General features: G+C 68.3%; 20 protein-coding genes. 7 read left to right on the top strand and 13 right to left on the bottom strand.

Going from position 1 to position 25482, the window contains the following annotated elements; translation table 11 throughout:
* The first annotated feature begins 296 nt into the window (after positions 1–296).
* On the top strand, positions 297–1061 hold the full coding sequence (locus ACFVJ5_RS17630; RefSeq protein WP_379221274.1) for a PH domain-containing protein: 765 nt from the start codon (positions 297–299) through the stop codon (positions 1059–1061).
* A 304-nt stretch (positions 1062–1365) separates the two neighbouring features.
* On the top strand, positions 1366–3207 hold the full coding sequence (gene ilvD, locus ACFVJ5_RS17625; RefSeq protein ID WP_379221272.1) for a dihydroxy-acid dehydratase: 1842 nt from the start codon (positions 1366–1368) through the stop codon (positions 3205–3207).
* 191 nt (positions 3208–3398) lie between these two features.
* Here ilvD and ACFVJ5_RS17620 read toward each other — a convergent pair whose 3' ends face one another.
* On the bottom strand, positions 3399–5018 hold the full coding sequence (locus ACFVJ5_RS17620) for a DHA2 family efflux MFS transporter permease subunit (RefSeq protein WP_379221270.1): 1620 nt from the start codon (positions 5016–5018) through the stop codon (positions 3399–3401).
* 86 nt (positions 5019–5104) lie between these two features.
* Here ACFVJ5_RS17620 and ACFVJ5_RS17615 point away from each other — a divergent pair, with 86 nt between their 5' ends.
* On the top strand, positions 5105–5596 hold the full coding sequence (locus ACFVJ5_RS17615) for a MarR family winged helix-turn-helix transcriptional regulator (RefSeq protein ID WP_379221268.1): 492 nt from the start codon (positions 5105–5107) through the stop codon (positions 5594–5596).
* On the opposite strand, the gene ACFVJ5_RS17610 is transcribed toward ACFVJ5_RS17615, so the two are convergent.
* On the bottom strand, positions 5589–6440 hold the full coding sequence (locus tag ACFVJ5_RS17610; RefSeq protein ID WP_379221266.1) for a DoxX family protein: 852 nt from the start codon (positions 6438–6440) through the stop codon (positions 5589–5591). The genes ACFVJ5_RS17615 and ACFVJ5_RS17610 overlap by 8 nt on opposite strands.
* Before the next feature lie 139 nt (positions 6441–6579).
* Here ACFVJ5_RS17610 and ACFVJ5_RS17605 point away from each other — a divergent pair, with 139 nt between their 5' ends.
* Complete coding sequence (locus ACFVJ5_RS17605; protein ID WP_379221264.1) at positions 6580–7701, top strand: PQQ-dependent sugar dehydrogenase; 1122 nt, start codon at positions 6580–6582, stop codon at positions 7699–7701.
* 55 nt (positions 7702–7756) lie between these two features.
* On the opposite strand, the gene gatB is transcribed toward ACFVJ5_RS17605, so the two are convergent.
* The 8 genes from gatB to ACFVJ5_RS17565 all read right to left on the bottom strand — a co-directional run bounded on the left by gatB (position 7757) and on the right by ACFVJ5_RS17565 (position 16545).
* Positions 7757–9262, bottom strand: a complete 1506-nt coding sequence (gene gatB / locus ACFVJ5_RS17600) for an Asp-tRNA(Asn)/Glu-tRNA(Gln) amidotransferase subunit GatB (protein WP_379221262.1) — start codon at positions 9260–9262, stop codon at positions 7757–7759.
* A 45-nt stretch (positions 9263–9307) separates the two neighbouring features.
* Positions 9308–10684 (bottom strand): alpha/beta hydrolase family protein, encoded by a 1377-nt coding sequence (locus tag ACFVJ5_RS17595; protein WP_379221260.1) that lies wholly within the window; start codon positions 10682–10684, stop codon positions 9308–9310.
* Between the two features lie 61 nt (positions 10685–10745).
* A complete protein-coding gene (locus tag ACFVJ5_RS17590; RefSeq protein WP_379221258.1) occupies positions 10746–11780 on the bottom strand; it encodes an ATP-dependent 6-phosphofructokinase in 1035 nt (344 codons plus the stop codon).
* Positions 11781–11808: 28 nt separating this feature from the next.
* Positions 11809–12699 carry a hypothetical protein gene (locus ACFVJ5_RS17585; protein WP_379221256.1) on the bottom strand — a complete coding sequence of 297 codons (891 nt, stop codon included), beginning with the start codon at positions 12697–12699 and terminating at the stop codon, positions 11809–11811.
* Positions 12700–12808: 109 nt separating this feature from the next.
* Complete coding sequence (fdhD, locus tag ACFVJ5_RS17580) at positions 12809–13618, bottom strand: formate dehydrogenase accessory sulfurtransferase FdhD (protein WP_379221254.1); 810 nt, start codon at positions 13616–13618, stop codon at positions 12809–12811.
* Positions 13619–13695: 77 nt separating this feature from the next.
* A complete protein-coding gene (locus tag ACFVJ5_RS17575) occupies positions 13696–14331 on the bottom strand; it encodes a DUF1345 domain-containing protein (RefSeq protein WP_379221252.1) in 636 nt (211 codons plus the stop codon).
* A gap of 47 nt (positions 14332–14378) precedes the next feature.
* Positions 14379–15290 carry a LysR family transcriptional regulator gene (locus ACFVJ5_RS17570; RefSeq protein ID WP_379221250.1) on the bottom strand — a complete coding sequence of 304 codons (912 nt, stop codon included), beginning with the start codon at positions 15288–15290 and terminating at the stop codon, positions 14379–14381.
* Between the two features lie 13 nt (positions 15291–15303).
* Entirely contained in the window at positions 15304–16545 is a 1242-nt protein-coding gene (locus tag ACFVJ5_RS17565; RefSeq protein WP_379221248.1) for an FUSC family protein, read from the bottom strand.
* A 296-nt stretch (positions 16546–16841) separates the two neighbouring features.
* On the opposite strand from ACFVJ5_RS17565, the gene ACFVJ5_RS17560 reads away from it, so the two are divergent.
* From ACFVJ5_RS17560 to ACFVJ5_RS17550, 3 genes are read left to right on the top strand one after another with little or no spacing between them, the layout of a single operon-like run.
* Positions 16842–19163, top strand: coding sequence for an FdhF/YdeP family oxidoreductase (locus tag ACFVJ5_RS17560; RefSeq protein ID WP_379221246.1), 2322 nt, complete (start codon positions 16842–16844; stop codon positions 19161–19163).
* 20 nt (positions 19164–19183) lie between these two features.
* Positions 19184–19849 carry a hypothetical protein gene (locus ACFVJ5_RS17555; RefSeq protein WP_379221244.1) on the top strand — a complete coding sequence of 222 codons (666 nt, stop codon included), beginning with the start codon at positions 19184–19186 and terminating at the stop codon, positions 19847–19849.
* Between the two features lie 12 nt (positions 19850–19861).
* Complete coding sequence (locus tag ACFVJ5_RS17550; RefSeq protein ID WP_379221242.1) at positions 19862–20362, top strand: NADPH-dependent FMN reductase; 501 nt, start codon at positions 19862–19864, stop codon at positions 20360–20362.
* Positions 20363–20416: 54 nt separating this feature from the next.
* Here ACFVJ5_RS17550 and ACFVJ5_RS17545 read toward each other — a convergent pair whose 3' ends face one another.
* From ACFVJ5_RS17545 to ACFVJ5_RS17535, 3 genes are all read right to left on the bottom strand, one after another.
* Positions 20417–23329 (bottom strand): protein kinase, encoded by a 2913-nt coding sequence (locus ACFVJ5_RS17545; protein ID WP_379221240.1) that lies wholly within the window; start codon positions 23327–23329, stop codon positions 20417–20419.
* Between the two features lie 100 nt (positions 23330–23429).
* Positions 23430–24089 (bottom strand): response regulator, encoded by a 660-nt coding sequence (locus tag ACFVJ5_RS17540; RefSeq protein ID WP_379221894.1) that lies wholly within the window; start codon positions 24087–24089, stop codon positions 23430–23432.
* A gap of 26 nt (positions 24090–24115) precedes the next feature.
* On the bottom strand, positions 24116–25429 hold the full coding sequence (locus ACFVJ5_RS17535) for a sensor histidine kinase (protein ID WP_379221239.1): 1314 nt from the start codon (positions 25427–25429) through the stop codon (positions 24116–24118).
* Positions 25430–25482: the final 53 nt, after the last annotated feature.

The following is a 25482-nucleotide window of genomic DNA, read 5'->3' as shown; positions in this document are numbered from 1 at the left end:
TCTCGTTCTGACTCGGACTGACCCGACAGGGCCGCTGGCATTCGCCCGAACACAAAAAAGCCCCCGCCCAGCGCATGGCTGTTCGAGGGTGGCGCGTCGCAAACGCGAGCTGACGTATTGACTAGGTGTCAGGCTCAGCGCTGGACGCGCCGGCCGATTACGAGCTCGTTTCGAATCACGCATACGACGTTAGGCGCGCGTAGTGCGTCGAGTCAAACAGGCTTTCCGCTCCGGTCCCATTCTGTGGGACTCGAGTGGTTGCGTGGGTCCGTGTACCAAGATGCGAGGATAGGAGGGTGTCATCACCGCATCAGTCCGTGCCACCGGCTAGATCGTCCCACACCACCGACGAGGGAACCGATACGGGTCGCCCGTCGCGACCCGGCGGCCTGCGCTCGGCCAGTGCGGGGCGGCTCGCGGCGATCGGCGCGGTGGTGCTGGCCTACCTGGTCTTCGTCGTCGTCGGCACCGTGCAGGACTGGTCGCTGGGGGTGCGGATCGGGTTGATCGTGCCCGTCGCGGTGGTCGTCTGGCTGCTGGTGCCGCGCCGGACGAACACGCCGACGCCGGGTGTGCATGTGATCGGCGTTCCCCGCCTGGCCTATATCGGCGTGCTGGTGCTGGCGTTCTGCGTGTTCTTCCCGTTCGTCGGATGGCCGGTCGGGCTGTGGTGGTTGCTGCTGTTCCCGGTGATCGCGGTGTTGTGGGTGACGCGGACGCACACGACGGTGTCCGAGGCCGGGCTGGATCTGAGTTCGATCATCGGCAAGAAACACCTCGACTGGGCGCGGGTCAAGGGGATCAGCATTCCCAAGCGCGGATACGTGCGCGCCCGGCTCGACGACGACTCCGAGGTGAAACTGCCCGCGGTCGGGTACGACCGGCTGCGGGAACTGATCGAGGCGTCCGGCGGCCGGCTGCCCGATGTGTTCGCTGCCGCCGAGGCGGCCGAGGCCGAACGCATTGCCGCCGAGCGGGCCGCGGCGGAATCCGACGCGAAAACCGAGCCCGACGCGAAGGCGTCGCCGGAGTCGGAGGACGAACCGAAGTCCGAGCAGTGACGGTCGGCACTGTGGGAATCAGCACGTCGGGAATCAGCGGGTCGGCGGCGACCTTGTACCGGTAAGCTGACGGCAACCGGGCAACCCGCGCCGACGGCACCACCGCGGCGACACCTCACGGAGCGACACTCCCGCCTCGAGCCCGGTTCCCGCTCCCCAGCACGCCACCACCGGCGCGATGCGACCATCGCCCGCCGGAGTAACGTGAAGGGCTGCCGGACGCACCGCGATCGCGCACGTGCCACGCAGGTCAGCCCCCTGCGCGCACGCTCGCCACGCACCCAGCGACATCACGAGGACTTCCATGCCACCGCTTCGCTCACGCACCACCACCATCGGCCGCAATGCTGCGGGCGCGCGCTCACTCTGGCGCGCGACCGGCATGACCGATTCCGATTTCGGTAAGCCGATCATCGCGATCGCGAACTCCTACACCCAGTTCGTGCCCGGGCACGTGCACCTCAAGAACATGGGCGAGATCGTCGCCGAGGCGGTGGCCGCCGCCGGTGGCATCGCGCGCGAGTTCCACACCATCGCCGTCGACGACGGCATCGCCATGGGTCACGGCGGCATGCTCTACTCGCTGCCCTCGCGCGAGATCATCGCCGACTCCGTGGAGTACATGGCCAACGCCCACACCGCCGACGCGCTGGTGTGTATCTCCAACTGCGACAAGATCACTCCCGGCATGCTCAACGCCGCGATGCGCCTCAACATCCCCGCCGTGTTCGTCTCCGGTGGGCCGATGGAGGCCGGTAAGGCCGTGATCGTCGACGGTGTCGCCCAGGCGCCGACCGACCTGATCACCGCGATCTCCGCGAGCGCGAGCCAGGCCGTGTCCGACGAAGGACTGGACGAGGTCGAACGGTCCGCGTGCCCGACCTGTGGTTCGTGTTCGGGCATGTTCACCGCGAACTCGATGAACTGCCTGACCGAGGCGCTCGGCCTCGCGCTGCCGGGCAACGGATCCACCCTCGCCACGCACTCCTCGCGTCGCGCGCTGTTCGAGCGGGCGGGCACGGTGATCGTCGATATCGCCAAGCGCTGGTACCAGGACGACGACGCCTCGGTGCTGCCCCGAAACGTGGCCAACGCCAAGGCTTTCCGCAACGCGATGGCTCTCGACGTCGCCATGGGCGGTTCGACCAACACCGTGCTGCACACCCTCGCCGCCGCGCAAGAAGGCGAGATCGACTTCGATCTGCAGAGCATCGACGAGATCAGCCGCCGGGTGCCGTGCCTGTCGAAGGTGTCGCCGAACTCGGATTACCACATGGAAGACGTGCACCGCGCCGGTGGCATCCCCGCCATCCTCGGCGAGCTGCGTCGCGGCGGGCTGCTGGAGACCGACGTCACCACCGTGCACACCGCCTCCTTCGAGGAGTACCTCGACACCTGGGATGTGCGCTCGGGCAAGGCGTCCGAGGAGGCCATCGAGCTCTTCCACGCCGCCCCCGGTGGGGTGCGCACGGTCGAACCGTTCTCCACCAGCAACCGCTGGTCCTCGCTCGACACCGACGCCGCCGGTGGCTGCATCCGCGACGTCGAAAACGCCTACACCGTCGAGGGCGGGCTGTGCGTGCTGCGCGGCAATATCGCTCCCGACGGCGCGATCCTCAAGACCGCGGGCATCGACGAAGACCTGTTCACCTTCGAAGGCCCGGCCGTGGTGGTCGAGTCGCAGGAGGACGCGGTCTCGATGATCCTCGGCAAGAAGATCCAGCCCGGCGACGTGGTCGTCATCCGCTACGAAGGCCCCGCCGGCGGTCCCGGCATGCAGGAGATGCTGCACCCGACCTCGTTCCTCAAGGGTCTGGGCCTCGGCAAGGTGTGCGCGCTGATCACCGACGGCCGCTTCTCCGGTGGCACCTCGGGCTTGTCGATCGGCCACATCTCCCCCGAGGCCGCCTCGGGCGGTGCCATCGGCCTGATCGAGAACGGTGACCGCATCCGCATCGATGTGCACACCCGTGCGCTGGAAGTCCTTGTCTCCGACGAGGTCCTGGCCGAACGCCGCGCGAAGATGGAAGCCTCGGAGCGCCCGTGGCAGCCTCTGAACCGCGAGCGCACGGTCACCACCGCCCTGCGCGCCTACGCGGCGCTGGCCACATCGGCCGACAAGGGCGCAGTCCGGCGCGTGCCTTAGCCGCCTCTCCGCGTATTCAAGCCAGACCCAGGTGCGCCGCCAGTCGTCGATGCGACCGGCGGCGCGCCTGTTGGTTGGGTCAGCCCGTTCCCGGTGAGTTACCCATGTTCTTGCGAGATGAGGGGTTCTTTTCGCCGATCGAAGTAGGTCTGGCCCCGTCGATATGTGCGACGGGGCCAGATTTCTCGGTGTCAGACGAGCGCGGGTTGTGTTGTCGTCGTTGATGACTCGTCGTCGCGCCCGGTTCTGGAAGGAATCAGGGCGGTGGCCACGAGGCCGAGGAGCACGAAGCCCGCGGCCAGGTAGGCGCCGAGGTTGACGCCGGCGGTCATGGCGGATCGGCCCGCGGTGGCTACCTCTTGCGTATCCGGCTGGGCGGCAAAACCTTCGATCGCCGCGCCCGCACTGCCGGTGATTGCGTGGGCGTATTGCTGAGCCTGCGCCGGGGGCGTTCCGGCGGCGGTGAGGTCGTCATCGACGTTCGAGCTCAGGGTGGTGAAGAAGATCGTGGTGAGCAGGGCGATGCCGAGCGCGGAGCCCAGTTGGCGGAACGCGCTCTGGATGCCGGACGCCTGGCCGTTGTCGGCCTCCGGGATATCGGCCAGGACGACGTTGGTCACCTGGGCGGTCGCGAAGCCGACACCGATGCCGTACACGCACAGCACCAGCGCGATCGACCACCACGAACTGTCGGTGGCGGCGAAGAAGCCGAGCGCGGCCAGACCGACGACCTCGAGTCCGAGGCCGAGGCGGACCATGTTCAGCGGCGAGGCCTTGCCCGCCATCCCGAAGCTGGCGCCGCTGGCGATGAAGCTACCGATGGCGATCGGTACCAGGGCGAGACCGGCCTGCAGGGCGCTGTAGCCGAGGGTGAACTGCAACCACAGCGGCAGCACGGCGACGATGCCGAACTCGCCGAGACCGATGATCAAGGTCGCGATATTGCCGTTGCGGAACGAGGCGAGCGAGAACAGGCTCAGGTCCATCAGCGCCTTGTCGGCATTGCCGCCCCGGCGCAACAGCACCTGCCGCACGACGAAACCGCCCAACGCGAGCACGCTCAGCACGAGCGCGACCAAGACCGGCGAAGGCCCACTCGCCCAGGTGAATCCGGCGATGCCCACGGGATGAATGGTGGTGATCCAGCCGTAGGTGCGGCCCTCGACCAGCCCGAAGGCGAGCAGCCCGAGACCGAGCACCGACAGGATCGACCCGAGCACATCGAGTCGGCCGGCGACCTTCGGCGACGGCGCGATACAGGCCAGCACACCGACCACGATCAGCACGGCCAGCGGCACATTGATGCCGAACGCCCAGCGCCACGACACATGTTCGGCCAGCCAGCCGCCGAGCAGCGGACCGAGCGCGGCCGCCGCACCGATCGTGGAACCCCACACCGCGAAGGCCTGACCACGGGCTTTGCCGGTGAAGTTGGCATTGAGCAGGGCCAGAGAGGTCGGCAGGATCATCGCCGCGCCGGCACCCTGCAGGAATCGGGCGATGACGAGCAGTCCGCCGTCCGGCGCGAGCCCGGCCAGGATGCTGGTCGCGCCGAACACCACGACACCGGCGACGAACACCCGGCGCGCCCCGACCATGTCGGCGATCCGGCCGACCACCAACAGCAGGGCCGCGAAGACGATCGCGTAGGACTCCTGAATCCATTGCGCCTCGGTGGAACCCGTATCCAGGTCGCTGATGATCGACGGGATGATCACGTTCACGATCGTGGTATCGACCACGATCAGCGCCACGCCGAGGGCGATGGCGATCAAGCCGAGCCATCGGCGGATGGACGACTCTTGACTCATCGCACACTCCTAGTTCCATGGTGGAATATTTCCATGGTCAAAGTATATTCTGCGCAATAGGATGTCAAACGATGCGAAAGGAACCTATGAGCCAGACGGACGCTCGGGCCCAGCACGAACGGCTCGACGAAGGCCTGCGTGCCTACGGCGCGAATTATCGGGAGTTCACCCGCCGGTTCGCGACCTGGCTCGGGTTGCACTCCACCGACGCCGAGGCACTGATCGAGATTCTCACCGCGGAGGAACGCGGGAGCACGCTGTCACCGGCACGACTCAGTGAACGGATCTCGTTGTCCAACAGCGCGACCACCGCGCTGCTGAACCGGCTCGAACAAGCCGGTCATATCGTGCGCAGCAGAGAGCACGACGACCGTCGCGTCATCACGCTGCGCAGCACACCGCGCATCCATACCCTCGCAGACGAATTCTTCGGTCCGCTCGGCACGAAGGTCGACGCGGTCATGGGCAACTACTCCCCCGAGGAACTGCGACGGTTCGAGGCCTTCGTGACCGAGCTACAAGCCACGATGACCGCGCACCTGACCGAACCGGCACCGCCGCAGCCACAACTCAGCTGAACGGGCCGATGCCCTTCAGGGGGTTGCCGCCGTGCAGGAACCAGAAGGTGAGGACGGCGGCGGCGACGGCCAGTACGACGACCACGAAGGAACCGTAGGAGGGGCGGGTGGCCCAGCCTCGGGTGCGGTCGAAGGACCAGCGGCCGGGGCCGGTGAGGATGATCGCCAGGGCCGCACCGGCCAGGACGGAGTCGAGTTCGACGCCGGTGGGGGTGCCCGCGTTGTACTGGAAGCCGGGAACCATGCCCTGCTTCCACATCCAGGCGTTCAGGATCGTGGCCAGGACGGCGCCCGCGGCGAGCGGAGTGGCGAGGCCGATCACCAGGAGGATGCCGCCGCCGAGTTCACCGGCGATCACCAGCGCGGTCGACAGCGACGGGTAGTCCCAGCCGCCGCTTTCCATCATGGTCTTGGTGCCGTCGAGACCGGGTCCGTGGAACCAGCCGGTCAGCTTCTGCAGACCGTGGTAGATGAAGGTGTAGCCGACCACCAGGCGCAGCACGAACAGGCCGAGGTCGAGGGTGCCGCGGCGAGCCTCGCGGTTGCGGCGCTGCAAGCGGACGGTGCCCGCCGAGGCCGCCGACGCGGGCGGGATCGTCGCGTACCCGTAATCCTCGTCGCCGCCGCCACGACCGGTTTGCGCGGTGCTCGCACCGGGAACCTCGTCGCCGGGGTCGAGACCGAGATCCTCGTCGGTGCGTGGGATGTCCTTCGGATCCGGCTTACGCATCTGCGTCGTCGGCGAATCGAACGGGCTGGTCACCGGGCGACCCGCCGCCGACGCGCCCTGCCCGGCCGGTGCCGAACCTTCGGCCTTCGGAGTGTCATTCGACTTGTCGGTCACCGACTCACCTTATGACGTGCCGTGCCGGTGTGCCGCCCTTCCTCGCAACGGGCGTGTCAGCCCCGCTCGACTTCCGGGCAGCCGCATTCGGGCGCGACGGGCGTGTCAGGCCCGCACCGCTGCCGGTAACGTCTGACATATGAGTTCGGGAATCGCGGGCCGCGTGGCAGTCGGGGTGGCACTGAGCACCGTTTTGCTAGCCGGGTGCGCCCGTTTCGACGAGTCGGCGTCGAGTCCGTTCACCACCGAACCGCAACTGGGCGGGTCCGGCGCGGAGCCGAAGAAGCCACCGACGGACCCGTCGCTGCCGCCGCGGCCGACCGGGCCGTGCATCGACCCCGATCCCAATGTCATCGCCACCTGCATGGAATCGGGCGCCGGGTTGATCGCGGTAGGTGAGGGCGCCTTCGTCGCGGAACGCAAGACCGGGCGGATCCTGCAGGTGACGCCGGTCGACCCGAGCACACCGCAGCCGGAGCCGGTGGAGATCGCCAGCGTGCCGGTCGACGGGTCGGCCGACGGGGGCATCTCCGATATCGTGCTCTCGCCCACCTTCGGTGAGGACGGGCTGATGTACGCCTACATCACCACCGGCAGCGACAATCGGGTCGTGCGGCTGTCCAAGGGCGGGGCCGCCAAGCCGATCCTCACCGGAATCCCCAAGGGCGCCGGCGGAAATCGCGGCGCACTGGAATGGTCCACACCGACGCAGCTGATGATCCTCACCGGTGACGCCGGAAACCCCGGCGCCGCAGCCGATCCCGGCTCGCTCGGCGGCAAGCTGCTGCGGCTGGACTCACCGTCGTCGGGCGCGAACAACCCGCAGGTGGTGGCGTCGGGCATCGGCTCGGCCGGCGACATCTGCCGCGACGGCAAGGAAGGCATGTGGGTCACCGACCGCACCGCCGCCGAGGACCGGCTCCAGCACCTGAGCCCCGACGGCACCCTCAGCGTCTCCTGGACCTGGCCCGACCGTCCCGGCGTCGGCGGCTGCACGGCCACCGGTGACGGCGTCGGCATCGCGCTCAGCGAGGGCAAGGCGCTGGCCGCTGTCGCCGCGGACCCCAACACCTTCGCCGTCACCACCGCCCCCACCCTGATCGCGCAGGACAAGTACGGCAGGTTCCTCGGCGCCACCGCCAGCGCCGACGGCAGCATCTGGGTCACCACCACCAACAAAACCGACGGCGAGCCAGGCGAATTCGACGACCGCGTCGTCCGCATCCCACCCCCGCAGGGCGGAGCCGGCGGCCCGGACTAGGAGACGAAGCGGCCGCCCGTACTGCGAAAGCAGTGCGGGCGGCCGTTTCTCATCCTCAGCTACAGGCGGCGATGACCAAGTCGCGGACGCGGGCGGCGTCGGCCTGGCCGCGCGTGGCCTTCATGACGTCGCCGACGATCTTGCCCGCGGCCTGCACCTTGCCGGAGCGGATCTTCTCGGCGATGTCGGGGTTGGCGGCGAGCGCCTTCTCGACCTCGGCCTGCAGGGCCGAGTCGTCGCTGACCATGCCGAGGCCCTTGGCCTCGACGATGGCGGCGGGCTCGCCCTCACCGGCGAGGACGAAGTCGACGACCTGCTTGGCGACCTTGTTGTTGACGGTCTTGGTTTCCACCAGCGCGATCACCGCGGCGACCTGGGCGGGGGTGATGGCCAGGTCGGCGAGGGCGATGTCGCGTTCCTTGGCCTTCTCGGTCAGGTAAGCGACCCACCAGGAGCGCGCCTCGTTGGCGGGGGCGCCCGCGTCGACGGTGGCGATGATGAGGTCGAGGGCGCCGGCGTTGACGAGGTCGCGCATGACCTCGTCGGACAGGCCCCAGTCGGCCTGGATGCGGGCGCGCACCAGCCACGGGTACTCGGGGATGGTGGAGCGCAGTTCCTCGACCCACTCGGCCGCCGGGGCGACGGGCTCGAGGTCGGGCTCGGGGAAGTAGCGGTAGTCCTCGGCGGTTTCCTTGCGGCGACCGGCGGCGGTGGACCCGTCGGCTTCCTGGAAGTGGCGGGTCTCCTGGATGATCTCGCCGCCGGCGGTGAGCACCGCGGCCTGGCGACGCATCTCGTAGCGCACCGCGACCTCGACGCTCTTGAGCGAGTTCACGTTCTTGGTCTCGGTGCGGGTGCCGAACTCCTTGGCGCCGACCGGCATCAGGGACACGTTGGCGTCGCAGCGCAGCGAACCCTGCTCCATCTTCACGTCGGAGACGTTGAGCGATCGCAGCACCTCGCGCAGCGCGGTGACATACGCGCGAGCCACCTCGGGGGCGCGCTCACCGGCCCCGGTGATGGTCTTGGTGACGATCTCGATCAGCGGCACGCCCGCGCGGTTGAAGTCGAGCAGCGAGTGGCTGGCGCCGTGGATGCGTCCGGTCGCGCCGCCGACGTGCAGGGACTTGCCGGTGTCTTCCTCCATGTGCGCGCGCTCGATCTCCACGCGGAAGATGGACCCGTCGTCGAGAGTCACGTCGAGGTAGCCCTCGGTGGCGATCGGCTCGTCGTACTGGCTGATCTGGTAGTTCTTCGGCTGGTCGGGATAGAAGTAGTTCTTGCGCGCGAACCGGCCCCACGGGGTGATCGAACAGTTCAGCGCGAGACCGATCCGGATCGCCGACTCGATGGCCTTCTCGTTCACCACGGGCAGCGAACCGGGCAGGCCGAGGCACACCGGGCACACCTGGGTATTGGGTTCGGCGCCGAACTCGGTGGGGCAACCGCAGAACATCTTGGTCGCCGTGGACAACTCGACGTGGACCTCCATGCCGAGCACCGGCTCGTACCGGGAGATGACATCGGCGTAATCCATCAACTCGACCGTGGGTGCACTCATGACGCTCAGTCTAGGTAAGCCCGCTGACGCACTCGGCCGGTGGTCCTAGCGGGGCGGGACGCGCCGGCTGAGCCAACCGGTGACGTAGGTGAGCACCGCCGGGTCGATGGTCGTCTCGATGGTCGCGTATTCGCTCGGCTTGCCGGTCGCGGTGGGCTGCATCAGGTGGTTGAGGCCGGGGAAGGTGTGCACGGTCGCGTCGGGAGCGGCGGCGAGGTTCTCGCGCATCGGGCCTTCGTTCTGGGTGGCGACGACCTGCTGGTCCTTGTCGCCGAAGAACGCCAGCACCGGCACGCGCAGCGCCTGCAGCGTCGGTTTCGGGTCGTGGGTGATGAACGAGGTCATGTACGGGGTGTTGAACCCGTCGACCACCTCCTGGGGCGCGCGTTCGGCCACGGGCAGGGAGTCGTTGTGCCGCTGGGTGAAGGCCTCGGCGCCCTCGATATCGCCCGCGCGCAGCAGCCTCGACCATTCACTGACGTAGGCGACCTGCTGGTCGATCTGGTCCTGCGGTGCGCCCGTCGAGGCCATGATCACTTTGTTCTGCTCGATCAGCACGTCGGCGCCGGGCACCGACGGGCCTGCCATCAGGACCGCGAAGGCGACATCGCTGTCGGGCAGCGCGGCGACCATCGGGGCGAGGTAGCCGCCTTCGCTGTGGCCGAACAGACCCACCCGGGCGGGATCGATCTCGGGGCGGGTACGCAGGAACGCGAGGCCCGCGGCCGCGTCGGCGGCCAGGTCGGGGTAGGTGGCGTCGTCGAGAATGCCGCTGGTGCCGCCGACGCCACGGTCGTCGGTGCGCAGCACGGCATAGCCTGCGCGAGTGAAGGTGTCGGCGAGCAGGTGGAACGGGCGGTGGCCCATCAGCTCTTCGTCGCGGTCCTGCGGTCCACTGCCCGTGATCAGCAGCATCGCCGGAAACGGGCCGCTGCCTTCCGGTTCGGTGAGCGTGCCCGCGATGGTGATGTCGCCGTTGCGATAGGTGACGTCCTCGCTGCGGTACGGATACGGCGGTTTCGGGTCCTGCGGGCGGGGCAGGTTCTCGATCTTGCCGCGCCGCAGCGTGACCGGTGCCTTCTCCTCGGACTGCACCCAGTCACCGGTGAGCCGGTCACCGTCGAGCTTGCCGCGGAAACCAGGGTCGCCGGGCGCGTCGGGGATGGTGAACTCCACCCGGTCCGGTTCGGTGCGAACATCTTTCAACGGCGCGTCACTCACACCCTGAACCGGGATGTCGATGGTGGCCGACCCGTCCTCGGCGAAGCTCACCCCGATCGCGATCGGCTGGCCCGGCACCTCGATGTCACCGTGCCAGCTGCCCTGCACAGCGGGGACCGCCACGTCGTCCGAGGACTCCGAGCACCCCGCCACCAGCGCGGCGACGAACAGAACCGAAACGATCACTCGACCGGTGCGCATGAACCCACCGTACCGACGCGCACCGACAATGCCGGAGGAACCCGCGCCCTGCGCGCCGATATCAGCCGAAGAACGCCGACGCCTCGCTGAGCCGTTCCGGCGGAACGCGTTTGAGCTGCTTGGTCGCCTCCGACAGCGGAACCAGCCCGATGTTGGTGCCGTGCAGCGCCACCATCTGACCGAAATGTCCCGCGTGCACCGCTTCGGCCGCGTGGACCCCGAACCGCGTCGCGAGAATGCGGTCGTAAGGCGTGGGACTGCCACCGCGCTGGATATGGCCGAGCACCGTGGTGCGGACCTCTTTGCCGATGCGGCGTTCGATCTCCGACCCCAGTTGCTGGGCGACGCCGGTGAACCGCTCGTGCCCGAACTCGTCGATCCCGCCCTCGCGCAGCGCGAATCCGGATTCCGGCGCGGGATGCGCGCCCTCGGCGACCACGCAGATGAAGCTCTTGTCACCGCGCTGGAAGCGGGCCTTGATCATCGCGCACACCCGGGACACGTCGAACGGTTCCTCGGGCACCAGGGTCAGGTGGGCACCCGCGGCGATCCCGGAGTTCAGCGCGATCCAGCCGGCGTGGCGGCCCATCACCTCGACCAGCATCACCCGCTGATGGGATTCGGCGGTGGTGTGCAGGCGGTCGATGGCCTCGGTGGCGATCGAGAGCGCGGTGTCGTGGCCGAAGGTGACGTCGGTGCAGTCGATGTCGTTGTCGATGGTCTTGGGCACGCCGACCACCGGCACGCCCTCGTCGGCGAGCCAGCTCGCGGCGGTGAGGGTGCCTTCGCCGCCGATGGGGATCAGCGCCTCGATGCCGTTGTCGTCGAGGGTCTGCTGGATCCTGGGCAGGCCGGCGCGCAGCATGTCGGGGTTGGTGCGTGCGGTGCCGAGCATCGTGCCGCCCTTGGTGAGCAGGCGGTCGGTGCGATCGTCGTTGTGGATGCGGATCTTTCGATCCTCGAGTAGGCCGCGCCACCCGTCCTCGAAACCGACGATGGCATCGCCGTAGCGTCCGTTCGCGGTGCGGACCACAGCCCGGATCACCGCGTTCAGACCTGGACAATCTCCGCCTCCGGTCAAGACTCCGATGCGCATGGCGTTCATCTTGCCGCACCGGCCTCGATCAGGGGCAGTGACCTCCGGCCAGCTCGCTCAGGTGCCTCGAGATGAGCGTCGCCATCTTGTCGAGCATGGCCATACCGTCGTTGAAACTGCCCGAATCCGCTTGTGCGGCGAAGGCGATCGCGATCCGGCCGGTGGGCGAGTCGATCAGTCCGAACTGGCGGACCAGGTACTTACCGCCCGGGTCGGGCCCCCACCCGCCCTTGAACTCGGCACTGCCGAATGCGCCGAGCCCCCAGTGGTGGCTCGCGATGATCTGCTGCATCAGCCCGACCACGCGCTCGCTCTGCGGGATGCACGGCAGCTGGGAGGCGAAGCGCACCTGGTCGGCCAGTGTCCATTCGGCCTGACCGTAGACCGACGCGTCGGCGCGGGTGCGCGTCGTCGGCACGGTGGTGCGGGTGTCGCCGCCTTCGCGCAGCACGCCCTCCACCGCCTTGGCCGCGTCGGCACCGCTGCCGAGCGAGGCCCACAGCGTGTCGGCGGCGCCGTTGTCCGACGCGGTGATCGCCGCGGAGGCATACGACGAGTAGGCGGCGCTGTTGCGCAGGGCCGCGATGGCGAGCGGCACCTTGATCGTCGACCAGGCCGGACCGGAGGTCCAGTTGCCGAAAGTGACCGACTTCTTGCCGCCCACCGGCATGATCGCCAGCCCCGCGCTCCCGCGGAAACCCTGCTGGAGCTCGGTGAAATCGGCGGCCAGGCTGCCCGGTACCGCGATCGATAGCGTTCCGTTGTCGGCGCCGGGAACGGCGACGGCGACGGGCACCGTCGTGGTCACGCTCGGCCGGGAGGTCTTCGGTTCGGTACCGCAACCCGCGGTAGCGAGCACGACCACGCCCAGCAACGCGGACAGCGCCACCCGGACGTGATGGCGTCGTTCATTATTCATTATGTGAAGCATTTTCGTTTGTAAACTCCCCCGGGGCGTTCGGTGCTGGCGACCCGTACCGTTACCGTACTGCGACATATGCCGATCGCCCACTTCGAGCACCGAACCCTCAGGTCAGACGATGTTCGCCTGTATAGATATTCATCGTTTCGGCACGCAGGAAGCCGACGAGAGTGAGGTCGGACTCGGCGGCCAGGTCGACGGCGAGTGAGCTCGGCGCCGACACCGCGGCCAGGATCGGGATCCCGGCCATCACCGCCTTCTGCGCCAGTTCGAACGACGCGCGACTGCTCACCACCAGCACCAGATCGTGCGCGGGCACCCGGTTCTCGCGCACGGCCCAGCCGATCACCTTGTCGACGGCGTTGTGCCTGCCGATGTCCTCGCGCAGGGCGAGCAGCGTGCCGTCGGTGGTGAACAGGCCCGCCGCGTGCAAGCCGCCGGTGGCCTCGAACAACTTCTGCCCGGCGCGTAGCTGTTTCGGCAGGTCGGTGAGGACGTCGGTGCTGATCGACGCCGATTCGTGCGGGATCGGGAAGCGACTGTGGGTGCGCACTTCGTCCAGCGCGGACTTGCCACAGAGGCCGCAGGCGCCGGTGGTGAGGAAATTGCGGGTATGGATCGGCACGGGATTGCGCAGGCGCAGGTCGAGGACGTTGTAGGTGTTGCGACCTTCACTGTCGGTGCCCGCGCAGTAGCGCGCGGTGACGATGTCGTCGGCCGATCCGATGATGTCCTCGCCGAACAGGAACCCGTGGACGAGGTCGATGTCATTGCCGGGGGTGCGCATGGTGACGGTGAGCGATCGGCCGTCCACCCGGATCTCGAGCGGCTCCTCGACGGCGAGCGTGTCGGGTCGCTGGATCCGCCCGGCCGGGGACAGGCGGATCGTCTTACGCCGTGCGGTCACTCTGCTCATCCCATGACTCTGCTCACTGTGAGGGTTCTGATCAAACACGGGTTGCCGATCAGGTGATCGGCGCGATGGATCAACGCTCAATCGGTGGCGAGTCCGGCGACCAGATTGATCGTCGTCGCCAGGATGACCGTCCCGAAAATGTAGGACAGCAGGCAGTGCCGAAGGGCGATGGCACGAATCTTCTCGTTGGAGACATCGGTGTCGGAAACCTGGTAGGTCATGCCGAGGTTGTAGCTGAAGTAGAAGAAGTCGCGGTAGTCCGGCTGCGCGGTGATGTTGAAGTCGATCCCGCCGCGTGGCTGCTGGTAGTAGATGTAGGCGTAGCGCGCCGCGTACATCAGGTGTACCGATGCCCATGCCATGAACACTCCGCCCAGCGCGACCGCCGCCGCGATGTTCGACGCGTTGGAATGGCGCAGGACCAGGACCACCACGATGCCGACCAGTCCGCTCAGCGCGGCGGCCACCACCGACAGTTCCTCGATGAACGGCTGGAAGTCTTCCCGCCGAGCGACCCGCTCGGTCTCCTCGGGGCTCATCGGCCACAACACGAACCACCCCGCGATGACGAATACTGTTGCCGCGGAAGCGATTCCGGAGAGTATTCCCAGCGGCGCCTCGTGCCCCAACCCGACGGCCAGCCCGACGATCACGCCGATGACCGCCGAAGCGACCAGGCGCGTGACAGCCGACAGCAGCAACCGGGTGCTCATGGTCGTGCACAGTACCCAACGGGTTGCCCGGTCATAGCTGAATGGGATCAGCCCGTTATCGGGCGCGGCGCGACGGCGAAGTCGGTAGCCCGCGCGGTGTCGATGAGCGCGGTGGTGAGCACCGATCCCGGTTCGACCGCCGCGGTGACGAGCACGATCTGCGCGGTGACCACCGGGTCGACGAGTTCGAACGCCCGGATGTCGGCCGTGGGTCCCAGCGCCGCGACCCACGGCTGCGGCACGATGCACGCCCACCGCCCGGTGCGGGCGTGTTCGAGCAGCGTCGCCACCGAGTCGCTCTCGAGTTGCGGTGCGGCGGTGAGGCCCAGTGTCGCGAGCGCGTCGTCGATCAGCTGGCGACCGCGCATCCCCGGTGGCAGCAGGCACAGGGGCAGTTCCAGCGCGTCGGCCCAGGAGATCGCCGTGCGGCCCGCGACGAGCGCGCTTCCCGCGACCAGCACGTGGCGTTCGGCGTAGAGCGGGGTGAGGGTGAGGCCGGCAGTATCGATACCCTGCACGTAGACGATGCCCGCGTCGAGCTCGAATCGGCGAATCCGTTCGACGATGTCGAGCGAGCGCAGACTCGTCTCGACCCGCACCCGCATCAACGGATGTTCGGTACAGAAAGGGTCGGTGAGCAGCGCCACGGTGCTCGACGCCGCCGGCACCACCCCGATCCGCAGTTCACCGGTGAGACCGGTTTGCAAGGCGCGGACCTCGTGTTCGAGCGCCTCGCGGTCGGCGATGATCCGCCTGGCCCACAGCACCAGCCGCTCGCCCTCGGGGGTCAGGCCTTCGAACGTGCGCGCGCGGCGGACCAGTGGCACGCCGAGTTCGTGTTCGAGTTTGCGGATCGCCTCCGACAGCGCGGGCTGCGACACGTAACAGGCCTTCGCCGCCCGGGCGAAATGCCGTTCCCGAGCGAGCGCGACGAAGTATTCGAGCTGACGGAACAGCATCGGAGGTACGGGGTCAGTCGTCCTGGTCGTCGGCCGCTTTGTTGCGCGCCTTCGCGATCTCGAGCGCCTTCTCGGCGGTGGCCTGGTCCGGGTAGGGGCCCATCCGGTCGCCGTACCAGCAGGCCTTGCCCGGTTCGGCCTTGTGGTGCTTCAGGCAGTAGTACCACTCGTTGTCGTCAGCCATGCCGACAGTATGCAACGTTTCGCATACCGGCGTCTCGAAGGTGGGTAACGCGGGGGTAGCGGGTTCGCGAATGAGCAGGGCGACAGCGATTCCCACCGCGACGCCGATCACCGTGTCGACCCCGCGTTCGGTGAGCAACGTGAGCGGATCGGACGGATCGGCCAGTTCGGTCATCGACATGATCAGCGGCGTGAAGAAGCCCATCGCCACCGCGTAGTGGCGGGCCATGAACAACTCGGTCGGGTAGAGCAGCGCGATGATCGCCAGGCCGAGCATCGCCGGGCTCGGACCCGGAATCAGCAGCGGCGCGGTGACCGCGAGTCCGATGAACGTGCCGACCACCCGGTGCATGCCGCGGGTGATCCGGTCACGGGAGCTGGCGGCGGCCAGGGGCACCGCGGCACCCGCCATCGCCCAATTGGCATGGCCGACGCCGAGCAGCAGCCCGATCCCGCCGGAGATCGAGATCGCCAGCGCATAGCGTCCGGCCTGCACGTACGACACCCCGCCGGTGCGATGCGGCGCGATCGGTACCCGCATCGCGCACATGCCTGCCCGGCGGACTCGCCGCGTCGACTCGAGATAACCGACCAGCACGCACAACACAGCGGTGCCCGCGCACAGCACCCACGCCAGGAGCGGATCGCGCTGAGCCCCGGCCACCATGGCGATGGCGCCGAAGGCGAAGATCCCGAAGAACGGCCCCTCCGGCCGGAGCCCGAGGCGGTCGGTGATCGGCGAGGCCACCGCGGCGAACACCGCGACCGCCGACACCAGCACCGCGGGAGGGGCGTGCAGGCGCGCGAGCAGGATGCCCGCGCCGACGGCGCCGACCAGCATCACCGCCGCTTCGTTCTGGTGGATCAAGCGCCGGCGCGGCGATTCCGCGAAGCCGTACATCCCGGTGAAGGAACCGAAGACCGCGTAGATGAGCAGATCGGTGCGGCCCACCGCGATCAGCACGAGGCCGGGGATCGCGAGACCGACGAACACGCGGGCGGCGGGCAGATGATCGATCTCGGTGACGAACCGTTGATAAATCTGGCGCGCCCCTGTTCGCGTGGTGCGCAAGGGTTCCTCCGAAGTCGGTCGCGGGACATGCCCGTAGGGCCGATGATCAAGCCTGCACGATCCGCGCGCACGTCGTCAACCTGCGGCGATCCCGGTCGCACCGGCGAAAACGGCGCTATACCGGGGGTGATAAGCGCGACCGATCGACCGGTCGGAAATCGGTCTTGGACGTCGCCGAGCGACACGACGAAAGTTACCTACGCCCTTCCGTGATCTCGGCGGTAGAGAATCCAACCGAGGCACTGGACAGAGCACATCTTTCTCGACCCGCATTCACCGCGAAGGGAAGATTTGACATGGCTGACGGTCCGCACACCATCTGGGATCCCGATCGGGGCCCGAGCGAAGCAGCCGACCGGGCGGCCGTGCCGAAAGCCAAGCCCTACCACCATCCCGCGGCGGGCTGGGGCGCGGCGATCGCGGTCGGAAAGTTCATGGTCGGCAAGGAGCACGAGCCGTTCATCGGCACCAAGGCCATCCTGAAGATGAACCATCAGGAACGCGGCTTCGACTGTCCGGGCTGCGCGTGGCCCGACGCGACCGACGGCTTGGTCCTCGATGTGTGCGAGAACGGCATCAAGCACGTCACCTGGGAGATGACCCACAAGCGGTGCACCCCCGAATTCTTCGCCCAGCACACCGTGACCGAGCTGGCCACCTGGAGTTCCTTCGACCTCGAAGACCAGGGCAGGCTCACCGAGCCGATGGTCTACGACCCCGAGACCGACCACTATGTGCCGATCAGCTGGGCCGACGCGTTCGAGATGGTGGGCAAGGCGCTGCGCGAGCTGCCCGACCCGAACGAGGCCGCGTTCTACACCTCGGGCCGACTCGCCAACGAGGCCACGTTCCTCTACCAGTTGATGGTGCGCGAGTACGGCACCAACAATCTGCCCGACTGTTCCAACATGTGCCACGAAGCCAGCGGCCGCGCGCTGCAGGCCTCGCTCGGCACGGGCAAGGGCACCTGCGACCTCGAGGACTGGGACAAGGCCGACGCCCTGTTCGTCCTGGGCCTCAATGTCGCCTCGAACGCGCCGCGCATGCTGACCTCGCTCGCCGAGGCCTACAAGCGCGGCGCCCAGGTGGTGCACGTCAATCCGCTGATCGAAGCGGGCTCGCGCAACACGATCATCCCGCACGACTTCCTCGCGATGGCCACCTTCCACCCGACCAAGACCGGCACGCTCAACCTGCAGGTGCGCATCGGCGGCGACTTCGCGCTGATCCGCGGCATGGCCAAGGCCGTGCTCGAAGAGTCCGCGACCAATGACAAGGCTCTCGACCACGAGTTCATCGAGCGCTACACCGTCGGCTTCGACGAGTACGTGCGCGAAGTGGAGGCCACCACCTGGGCCGATATCCAGACCGAGTCGGGCCTGAGTGAGGCCGAGGTCCGCAAGGCCGCCCGCATCTACTGCGACTCCGACCGCAGCATCATCAGCTGGTGTCTCGGCGTCACCCAGCACGAGCACGGCGTGGAGACGATCCGCGAGATCGTCAACCTGCTGCTCATGCGGGGCAACCTGGGTCGCGAAGGCGCAGGCCCGTCGCCGGTGCGCGGGCACAGCAATGTGCAGGGCAACCGCACGTGCGGCATCGACAACAATCCGCCGGCCGCATTCCTCGACCGGCTGGCCAAGGTGTGTGAGATCGACGTACCGCGCGCCAACGGCTACGACGTCGTCTCCGCCATCGAGGCGATGCAGAAGGGCAAGCTGAAGTTCTTCATGAGCATGGGCGGCAACCTCGTCCAGGCCGCGCCCGACAGCGAATACACCTTCGAGGCGTTCCGGAAGGCCGACTTCACCGTCATGGTCTCCACCAAGCTGAACCGCAGCCACGTCGTCCACGGCAAGCGCGCGCTGATTCTGCCCTGCCTCGCGCGCACCGAATACGACGAGCAGCGCAGCGGCCCGCAGGTGGTCTCGATGGAGAACGGCATGGCCGTGGTGCACCTGTCCAAGGGCATGAAGAAGCCCGCGTCGCCACATCTGCTGTCGGAGCCCGCGATTCTGGCGGGTATCGCCAAAGCCGCACTGCCCGAGACGAAGACGCCGTGGGAGTACTACGTCGAGGATTACGACCGCATCCGCGACACCATGTCGAAGGTCTTGGACGGCTTCGAGGACTACAACCGGCGGGTGCGACTGGGGCTCGGCTTCCGGATCCGCCAGCCCGCGCGGGAGCTGATCTTCCTCACCCCGTCGAGCAAGGCGGAGTTCTCCGCCGCGACGCTGCCCGACACGACCAACCCGGCCGGGGTGCTCACCCTGGCGACGCAGCGCTCCCATGACCAGTGGAACACCACCATCTACTCCAACAACGATCGCTATCGCGGGGTGAAGAACCTGCGCACGCTGGTCTTCATGAACTCTCGCGATATGCACGACCGCGGCTTGAAGGAGTTCGACGAGGTGGACATCACCAGTACCGCCCGTGACGGGTCGACGCGGTCGCTCTACAAGTACAAGGTCGTCACCTACGACATTCCGCCCGGATGTGCCGCCGGGTATATGCCGGAAATGAATGTGCTGTGCGCGATCGGCGATTACAGCACCGAGAGCGATCAGCCGATGATGAAGAGCGTGAAAGTGACTGTCACACCGTCGAGTTGAACTCTGTCGAGGAGATGGCAATGAACCAGCACACGCGAAATACACTGGCGTCGATCGTCGGGCATCCGGCGCCGCACGATGTCGAATGGACGCAGTTCATCACCATGTGGGAAGACATCGCCGACGAGGTCGAGCAGGAGCACGGCGATCGGCTGGCGGTGAAGATGAACGGGCATCGCGAGGTGTTCCATCGCCGGCACGACGGGCGGGTGTCGATCGGCGATATCGAGCATGCGCGCCAATTGCTGAAGGACACACCGGAACTCAAAGGTTCGGGCGATATGTTCGTGGTCGCGATGGACAGCGAGAAAGCGCGGGTGTTGCATTTCGACCTCGCTACCCCCGCGGTCGCCGAGACCGAACGCGATGTGACCAACCACGACAAGGTCGCCCACCACCTCCGCACTGTCGAGCATCACACCGGGCACGACGACCAGCAGGTGTTCATCAAATATTTCGATGATCTCGCGGTGGCGTTGATCGAGTCGATCGGCACCGAGAATTTCGTGCTGCTCGGGCACGGGCGTGGCAATTCCGATGTGGCCGATGATTTCGTGAAGCGCTTGCGGGAGATCAATCCCCCACTCGCCCAGCGGATTGCCGGGGTCGGCGTGATCGACCTCAGTGCGGCCGACGACGCGGCGCTCGAGGTCGCTGCCCAGAAGATCCTCGAGCACGCGAAGTAGAGGGGACAACCGATGTCATATCTGCTCGCACTCATCGCCGAACCCGGCGAGAACTCCACGGCGCAGCAGTTGGCGACCGAGGCCCAGCGGGTCGCGATCGGCAACAGTATCGACGTGGTGAGCTTGGCCGAGCTCGATACGCTGCCCGCCTACAGCCCCGCGATCGACACCGAGGACGGGCGGCCGTTGATCGCCAACCAGCTGCGCCGTTCCACGCTCGAAGCCGACGGTGTCCTGCTGTTCGCGGCCGAGGGCGAGACCGTGGCGCCGCTGGCGACGAGTGTGATCGCGTGGCTGGCCAATCCGGAGTCCGCACCGACCGTCGGAGGGAAGCCGGTCGCGGTGATCACGGTGGGGCCCGGTGAGGTGATCAATCAGGACTTGGCGGATCGATTGCGCAAGGCGGGCGCCGAGGTGGTGGCCGACGGTGTGTCGATCACCGGGTCGTGGAGTGACCCGGACACCGTGGTCCGGCTCGGCGACACGGTGGTCGCGGTCGCTTCGGCGAGCTGAGATCTCGACGCGACCGCGGCCCCCGAGTTATCGGGGGCCGCGATCGTTTTCGGGTCAGTAGACGTAGACCACGGCGTTCTCACCGCCGGTGCAGGTGACGAGTTTGCCCTCCGGTGCGCAGGTCATCGTGTAGGTGCGGCCGGTCACCGGGCTGGTCGCCACCACCGAGCGGGCTCCCGAGCCACCGCCGGCGTAGGCCTCCCGGACCGCTTCGGCGAAACCGCAGCTGGTGACCGAGCTGCCGACGGCGACCTTGTTGTAAGAGCCTGTGGCGGTACCGGTTTCACAGGGCTGCGCGCCCGCGGGCAGGGTGACCGGTCCCGCCGAGGTGGTGGGAGCGGCCGTGGTGGCACGCGGAGTCGTGCCAGCGGGCTGGCCGGAACCGCCCGGCGCCTGGGAAATCGGTGCGGCCGTGGCGGTCTCGGCGGGTTCGGCAGCCGACATCATGCGCCAACCGACCGCGCCACCGACCGCGAGTACCAGGACGGCGAAGACGCCGGCCAGCACCGGCAGCAGAACCGATCGCCTGCGCTCCGAATCCTGGTGCGCCCAGGCCGGATCCGGACCGTACGCGGGGTCGGGTCCATAGGCCGGATCAGGCCCGTAACCGGGATCGTAGCCCGGATCACGGTAGGCGTGATCACCGTAGGCGCTGGGCGGTTCGTCGTAGTCGGAGTACGCGTTCTCCTGACCCACGTACTGCCGGGTCGCGGCCGCCCTGGCCGGATCCTCGAACTCCGGCGGGGCCTGATGAGCGGCGAACGGCGCGGCACCGCCACGGTATTGATGCGTCGGCTGTGAGCGCTGCGGATCGGGTTCGTCGGCGCCGTAATGCTGGGTCGGCGCCGACCGCTGCATCTCGGCGGGGTCGTACTGCTCGGTCGCCGGAGCGTACTGCGCGGGCGGGCCACCGAACCGGTCGTCGGCATCGTCGTCGAAACGCTCGGCGGGACCACCGAATCGGTCTCGCGGATCATCGAGATCGCCGCCGAACTTCTGCGTCGGCGGCGCGAAGGCGGCGGGGTTGTACTGCTCGGTCGGCGGGCCGAACGCATCGCCCCGGCCATGGCCGGCAGGCCCGTCGAATCCGTCGTCCGGCCGGGCGCCGAAAGGCCCCGCGGGATTGGCGAACCGGTCCTCGGAGGCGTTCTGGTCCGCGCCGAACCGCTGCGTCGGAGCCGCGAAGGGGGCAGGCGAGTGCGGGCGGGGCGCGTCGAATTCCGGCGTGGGCGCGGGGAACCGGGGGTTGGGGTTCGACGCAGGCGGGAGGTACTGCTCCGTCGGCGGGGTGTACGCGGCCGGGAGGGGATGTTCGCCGGAGTAGCGCTGGGTAGGAGCGCCTCGATGGGGGTCCTGCTGCGGCGGGAGACGGTGCGGGCCGGTGGGCGCCGGGTAAGGGGTGGCCGAAGCGGGACGCTGTGGCTGCAGGAGCGGAGCCGACGTTTCACCCGGCTGCGCACCGTCGAAGAGGTGCGCGTCGGGGAAGGGACGCATCCGCGGGAGGCCCTGGTCGGGGGTGTAGGCCGGGGGCGGCTCGGGAGCCTCCGGCTCATCGGCCGACGGGAGGGGGGCGAAGTAGGTGTCGGCGGGCCGGATCTCGGCGGGTCCGGTCGGTTGGATCACCGCGGGGATCGAGATCTCGCCGGTGCCCTCGGCGGGAACGCGGCGGAAACCGGTGGTATCCGATGCCCCGGGGCGCGCCTCGGGCGGGCGGATGATCAAGGTCGGCTGGGCGCCGGTCGCGCTCGACTGGCTGCGCGAGGTCTCCACACCACCGGTCGCGGTCACCGCGCCGATCACGCGGAACTCCCCTGTCGGCGTCGGCACCTGCTCGACGTCGGCGGGCGCGTCCGACTCAGGGGCTCCCTTCCGGGCACCACTCGCGGCACCGATGGGCACCGCACGCGCTGGACCGGTCGCGGACCCCGCGGGGCCGCCACGCTCGGCACCGGCCGGCGCCCCGGCGGCACCGCGTCCCGCACCGGCGGCGAAACCGGCGGCGGCGGCGAAACCGCGCCCGGGAGCCGAAACGGGGCCACTTTGCGGGGCACCCGATGGAGCGCCGGCGGAACTGCGGAGCGTGGGACCGGACGGAGAACCTGGAGTCACATCATGGCCACCGGGGACTCGGCGGGCCCCGTCGTACGACGCGAAAGCACCCGATGGCGCGGGCGCGCCGCCTTCCCGCACGGCCGAAGCCAGCGCTCGACGGGCGGCGACTGCCAACGCACCGGCCGTCGCGTAGCGATCGGCCGGGTCCTTGGCCATGCCGGTCCCGATGACGTCGTCGAGGGCGCCGGGGATCCCGTGCAGTAACTCGCTCGGCCGCGGCGGGGCCTCGGACAGGTGCGCGCGGACCAGCACGCTCATGCTCGCCGCGGGGAAAGGTGAAGCGCCGGTGAGGCATTCGTGCAGGACACAGGCCAGTGAGTAGACGTCGGCGCGGTGCGAGATCGGGCCGACATCGAAGCGTTCCGGCGCCATGTAGATGTAGGAGCCGACCGCCATCCCGGCCTGGGTCACCGCGCTGTCACCCTCGGTGTGCGCGATGCCGAAGTCGGCGAGGTAGGCGAAATCGGCGGGCGTGACCAGGATGTTGGCGGGCTTCACATCGCGATGCACCAGCCCGCCCGCGTGCGCGGCGTCCAGCGCGGCGGCGATCTGCTCGACGACGGCGACCGCGCGTTCCGGGCTCATCGGCCCGCCCCCGCGCAGCACGGTCCGCAGATCGGAGCCGGGGACCAGGCGCATATCGATGAAGAGGACCCCGTCGATCACGCCCCAGTCGTGGATCGGGATGACGTGCGGTTCGGCCAGCTTGGCCGCGGCTTGGGATTCGCGGCGGAACCGGACCTGATAGGCCGGGTCCTGCGCGAGCTCCTCGGCCAGCAACTTCAGAGCGACCACTCGGTCTTTGCCGGTGTCGTAGGCCTCGTAGACCTCGCCCATCCCGCCCTTGCCCAGCATCGACCGCAACTCGTACGGGCCGAATCTGCTCCCCGTCCGTGACCCAGGTGCCTGCACCAGCGTCCGCCTCCCACTTCTGGCAGGCCCGTGGACCTGCTTCTCAGTAGGAAGATTCTCCCGGTGTCACTACGCCGTGGTCAAACGCGAACACGATCGCGGCGGCTCGGTCGCGCAGGTCGAGCTTGCCGAATATGTGTCCGACGTGGCTTTTCACGGTTACTTCCGAGATACCGAGTTCGGCGGCGATCTCGCTGTTGACCCGGCCCGAACCGATCAATTCCAGCACTTCGTACTCGCGGGCGGTGAGTTCGCCGAGTCGGCGATCGGTTCGGGTACCGACCGGTTTCACCGTTCGGTACGCCGTGAGCACCCGTCCCGTCACCGAGGGATCGAGCCACGCGCCACCGCCCGCCACGGTGCGGACCGCGCGGATCAGATCCTCCGCGGGCGAATCCTTGAGCAGGAAGCCCGCGGCGCCCGCGCGCAGCGCGCCGGAGAGGAGTTGATCGTCATCGAAGGTGGTGAGCACCAGCACCGGCGGGGCGTCGGGGCGGGCGCGCAGCAACCGGGTCGCATCTATGCCGCCGACCCGCTTCATCCGCAGATCCATCAGCACCACATCGGGTCGTTGCGCGGCGACGGCGGCCGCCACCTCGTCGCCGTCGGCGCACTCGTTGATGGTGAAACCGTCGCGGCGCCGCAGGATGCGACGTAATCCGCCGCGCACGAGTTCCTGGTCGTCGACCACGAGCACTGTCATCAGCTGCTCGATCGGCGAAGCGGTCGTCACGTGTCCTCCTGGGGTTTGTTCCAGAGCTTGCCCGGCAGCACGGCCGAGAGGGTGGTGCACGAGCCGGTGCGCAGCGGGAAGCCGACCCGCACGGTCCAGCCGTCGTCGCCGTTGCCCGCGGTGATCTTCCCACCGAGCAGTTCGGTGCGTTTGCGCATGCCGCGCAGTCCCATCCCGGTATCGCGGCGCAGCGCGGGCCCGAACGGCAGCGGATTCGACACGACCAGCGTCGCCGCCTCGGCCGAGATATCGAAGCGAACCGTAGCGGGAGCGCCCGGCGCGTGCTTGATGACGTTGGCCAGCGATTCCTGACCGATCCGGTAGAGCGCGTGGCCGATGGCGCCGGAAACGGTGGTCAGGTCGCCGGTGCGCGTGAAGTCGACGGTGAGCCCGGCGCGGCGGAAGTCGCCGACGAGTTCGTCGATATCGGCGGCGCCCGGCTCGGGAGCCAGTTGCGCCGGGCCCGCGTCGAGCATGCCGACGGTGCGCCGGATGTCGGCCATCGCCTGGCGGCCGAGGCGTTCGGCCTCGACGAGCGCTTCCACCGCCTCGGTGACGTCGTCGTCGGTCTGGAGCGCGCGGCGGGCGGCGGTCAGGTGCAGCAGGGTGATGGAGAGCGAATGGGCGATCACATCGTGGACTTCGCGGGCGATCCGACGCCGTTCCTCGTCGGCGGCCTGACCGGAGCGGATCGCGTGATTCTCGCGCTCTTGATAGAGGAAACGCCGCTGATATTGCAGCATCACCCCGACGAACATGCCGAGCAGGATGCCGATGACATACATCGGTAGTCCTGCCAGCGGCTGCTCACCCCAGTGCACGTGCCCGGCCACGTCGAACGCGACCAGTTCGAGGATCGCGAGCAGGGTGAATCCGATCGTCCACCCGCGCGAAGAGACCGCGGCCACCTCACCGGCGACGATCACCAGCACGAACGGCGCGAAGTCGGCGTTGACCGGCTGCAACAGGAACAGGGCGCAGGAAGCCAGCGCGCTCCCCTTCAGCAGCACGGGGTGCGGATTCACCCGGAAGATCGCGAACAGCGGGATCGGCAGGAACGCGGTGGCCATCGCCACCAGCGGCAGCACGCTCGGGAAGTACGCATGCCGTTGGATCACCGCCGCACCGGTGACCACCAGCAGCGCGAGATCGGCGGCCAGGATCACCGCGGGCGGATAGTCGTAGGGCAACGATTCGATGCGTTCGCGGACTGTGGTGAGCATCCGTGGCACCCCGGCCCTGGCCGCGAACCGCTGCCGCAGGCTCGCTCGGCCCGGCGCCTTCGCGGGGATGGCGTGGCTCACATCCATGATGTAAGGCTAGTCGCCGCGTACCGGGCGAGCATCGTCCCGCGAACGGTAGC

Source organism: Nocardia sp. NPDC127606 (assembly GCF_042671725.1).
GTDB lineage: Bacteria > Actinomycetota > Actinomycetes > Mycobacteriales > Mycobacteriaceae > Nocardia.
This window is presented reverse-complemented; position numbering and strand designations above follow the sequence as displayed.

Coding starts and splice junctions, on each gene's coding strand:
- ilvD (WP_379221272.1), top strand. CDS start 1,366: ATGCCACCGCTTCGCTCACGCACCACCACCATCGGCCGCAATGCTGCG.
- ACFVJ5_RS17620 (WP_379221270.1), bottom strand. CDS start 5,018: ATGAGTCAAGAGTCGTCCATCCGCCGATGGCTCGGCTTGATCGCCATC.
- ACFVJ5_RS17615 (WP_379221268.1), top strand. CDS start 5,105: ATGAGCCAGACGGACGCTCGGGCCCAGCACGAACGGCTCGACGAAGGC.
- ACFVJ5_RS17605 (WP_379221264.1), top strand. CDS start 6,580: ATGAGTTCGGGAATCGCGGGCCGCGTGGCAGTCGGGGTGGCACTGAGC.
- gatB (WP_379221262.1), bottom strand. CDS start 9,262: ATGAGTGCACCCACGGTCGAGTTGATGGATTACGCCGATGTCATCTCC.
- ACFVJ5_RS17595 (WP_379221260.1), bottom strand. CDS start 10,684: ATGCGCACCGGTCGAGTGATCGTTTCGGTTCTGTTCGTCGCCGCGCTG.
- ACFVJ5_RS17590 (WP_379221258.1), bottom strand. CDS start 11,780: ATGCGCATCGGAGTCTTGACCGGAGGCGGAGATTGTCCAGGTCTGAAC.
- ACFVJ5_RS17585 (WP_379221256.1), bottom strand. CDS start 12,699: ATGAATAATGAACGACGCCATCACGTCCGGGTGGCGCTGTCCGCGTTG.
- fdhD (WP_379221254.1), bottom strand. CDS start 13,618: ATGAGCAGAGTGACCGCACGGCGTAAGACGATCCGCCTGTCCCCGGCC.
- ACFVJ5_RS17575 (WP_379221252.1), bottom strand. CDS start 14,331: ATGAGCACCCGGTTGCTGCTGTCGGCTGTCACGCGCCTGGTCGCTTCG.
- ACFVJ5_RS17570 (WP_379221250.1), bottom strand. CDS start 15,290: ATGCTGTTCCGTCAGCTCGAATACTTCGTCGCGCTCGCTCGGGAACGG.
- ACFVJ5_RS17560 (WP_379221246.1), top strand. CDS start 16,842: ATGGCTGACGGTCCGCACACCATCTGGGATCCCGATCGGGGCCCGAGC.
- ACFVJ5_RS17555 (WP_379221244.1), top strand. CDS start 19,184: ATGAACCAGCACACGCGAAATACACTGGCGTCGATCGTCGGGCATCCG.
- ACFVJ5_RS17550 (WP_379221242.1), top strand. CDS start 19,862: ATGTCATATCTGCTCGCACTCATCGCCGAACCCGGCGAGAACTCCACG.
- ACFVJ5_RS17545 (WP_379221240.1), bottom strand. CDS start 23,329: ATGCTGGGCAAGGGCGGGATGGGCGAGGTCTACGAGGCCTACGACACC.
- ACFVJ5_RS17540 (WP_379221894.1), bottom strand. CDS start 24,089: ATGACAGTGCTCGTGGTCGACGACCAGGAACTCGTGCGCGGCGGATTA.
- ACFVJ5_RS17535 (WP_379221239.1), bottom strand. CDS start 25,429: ATGGATGTGAGCCACGCCATCCCCGCGAAGGCGCCGGGCCGAGCGAGC.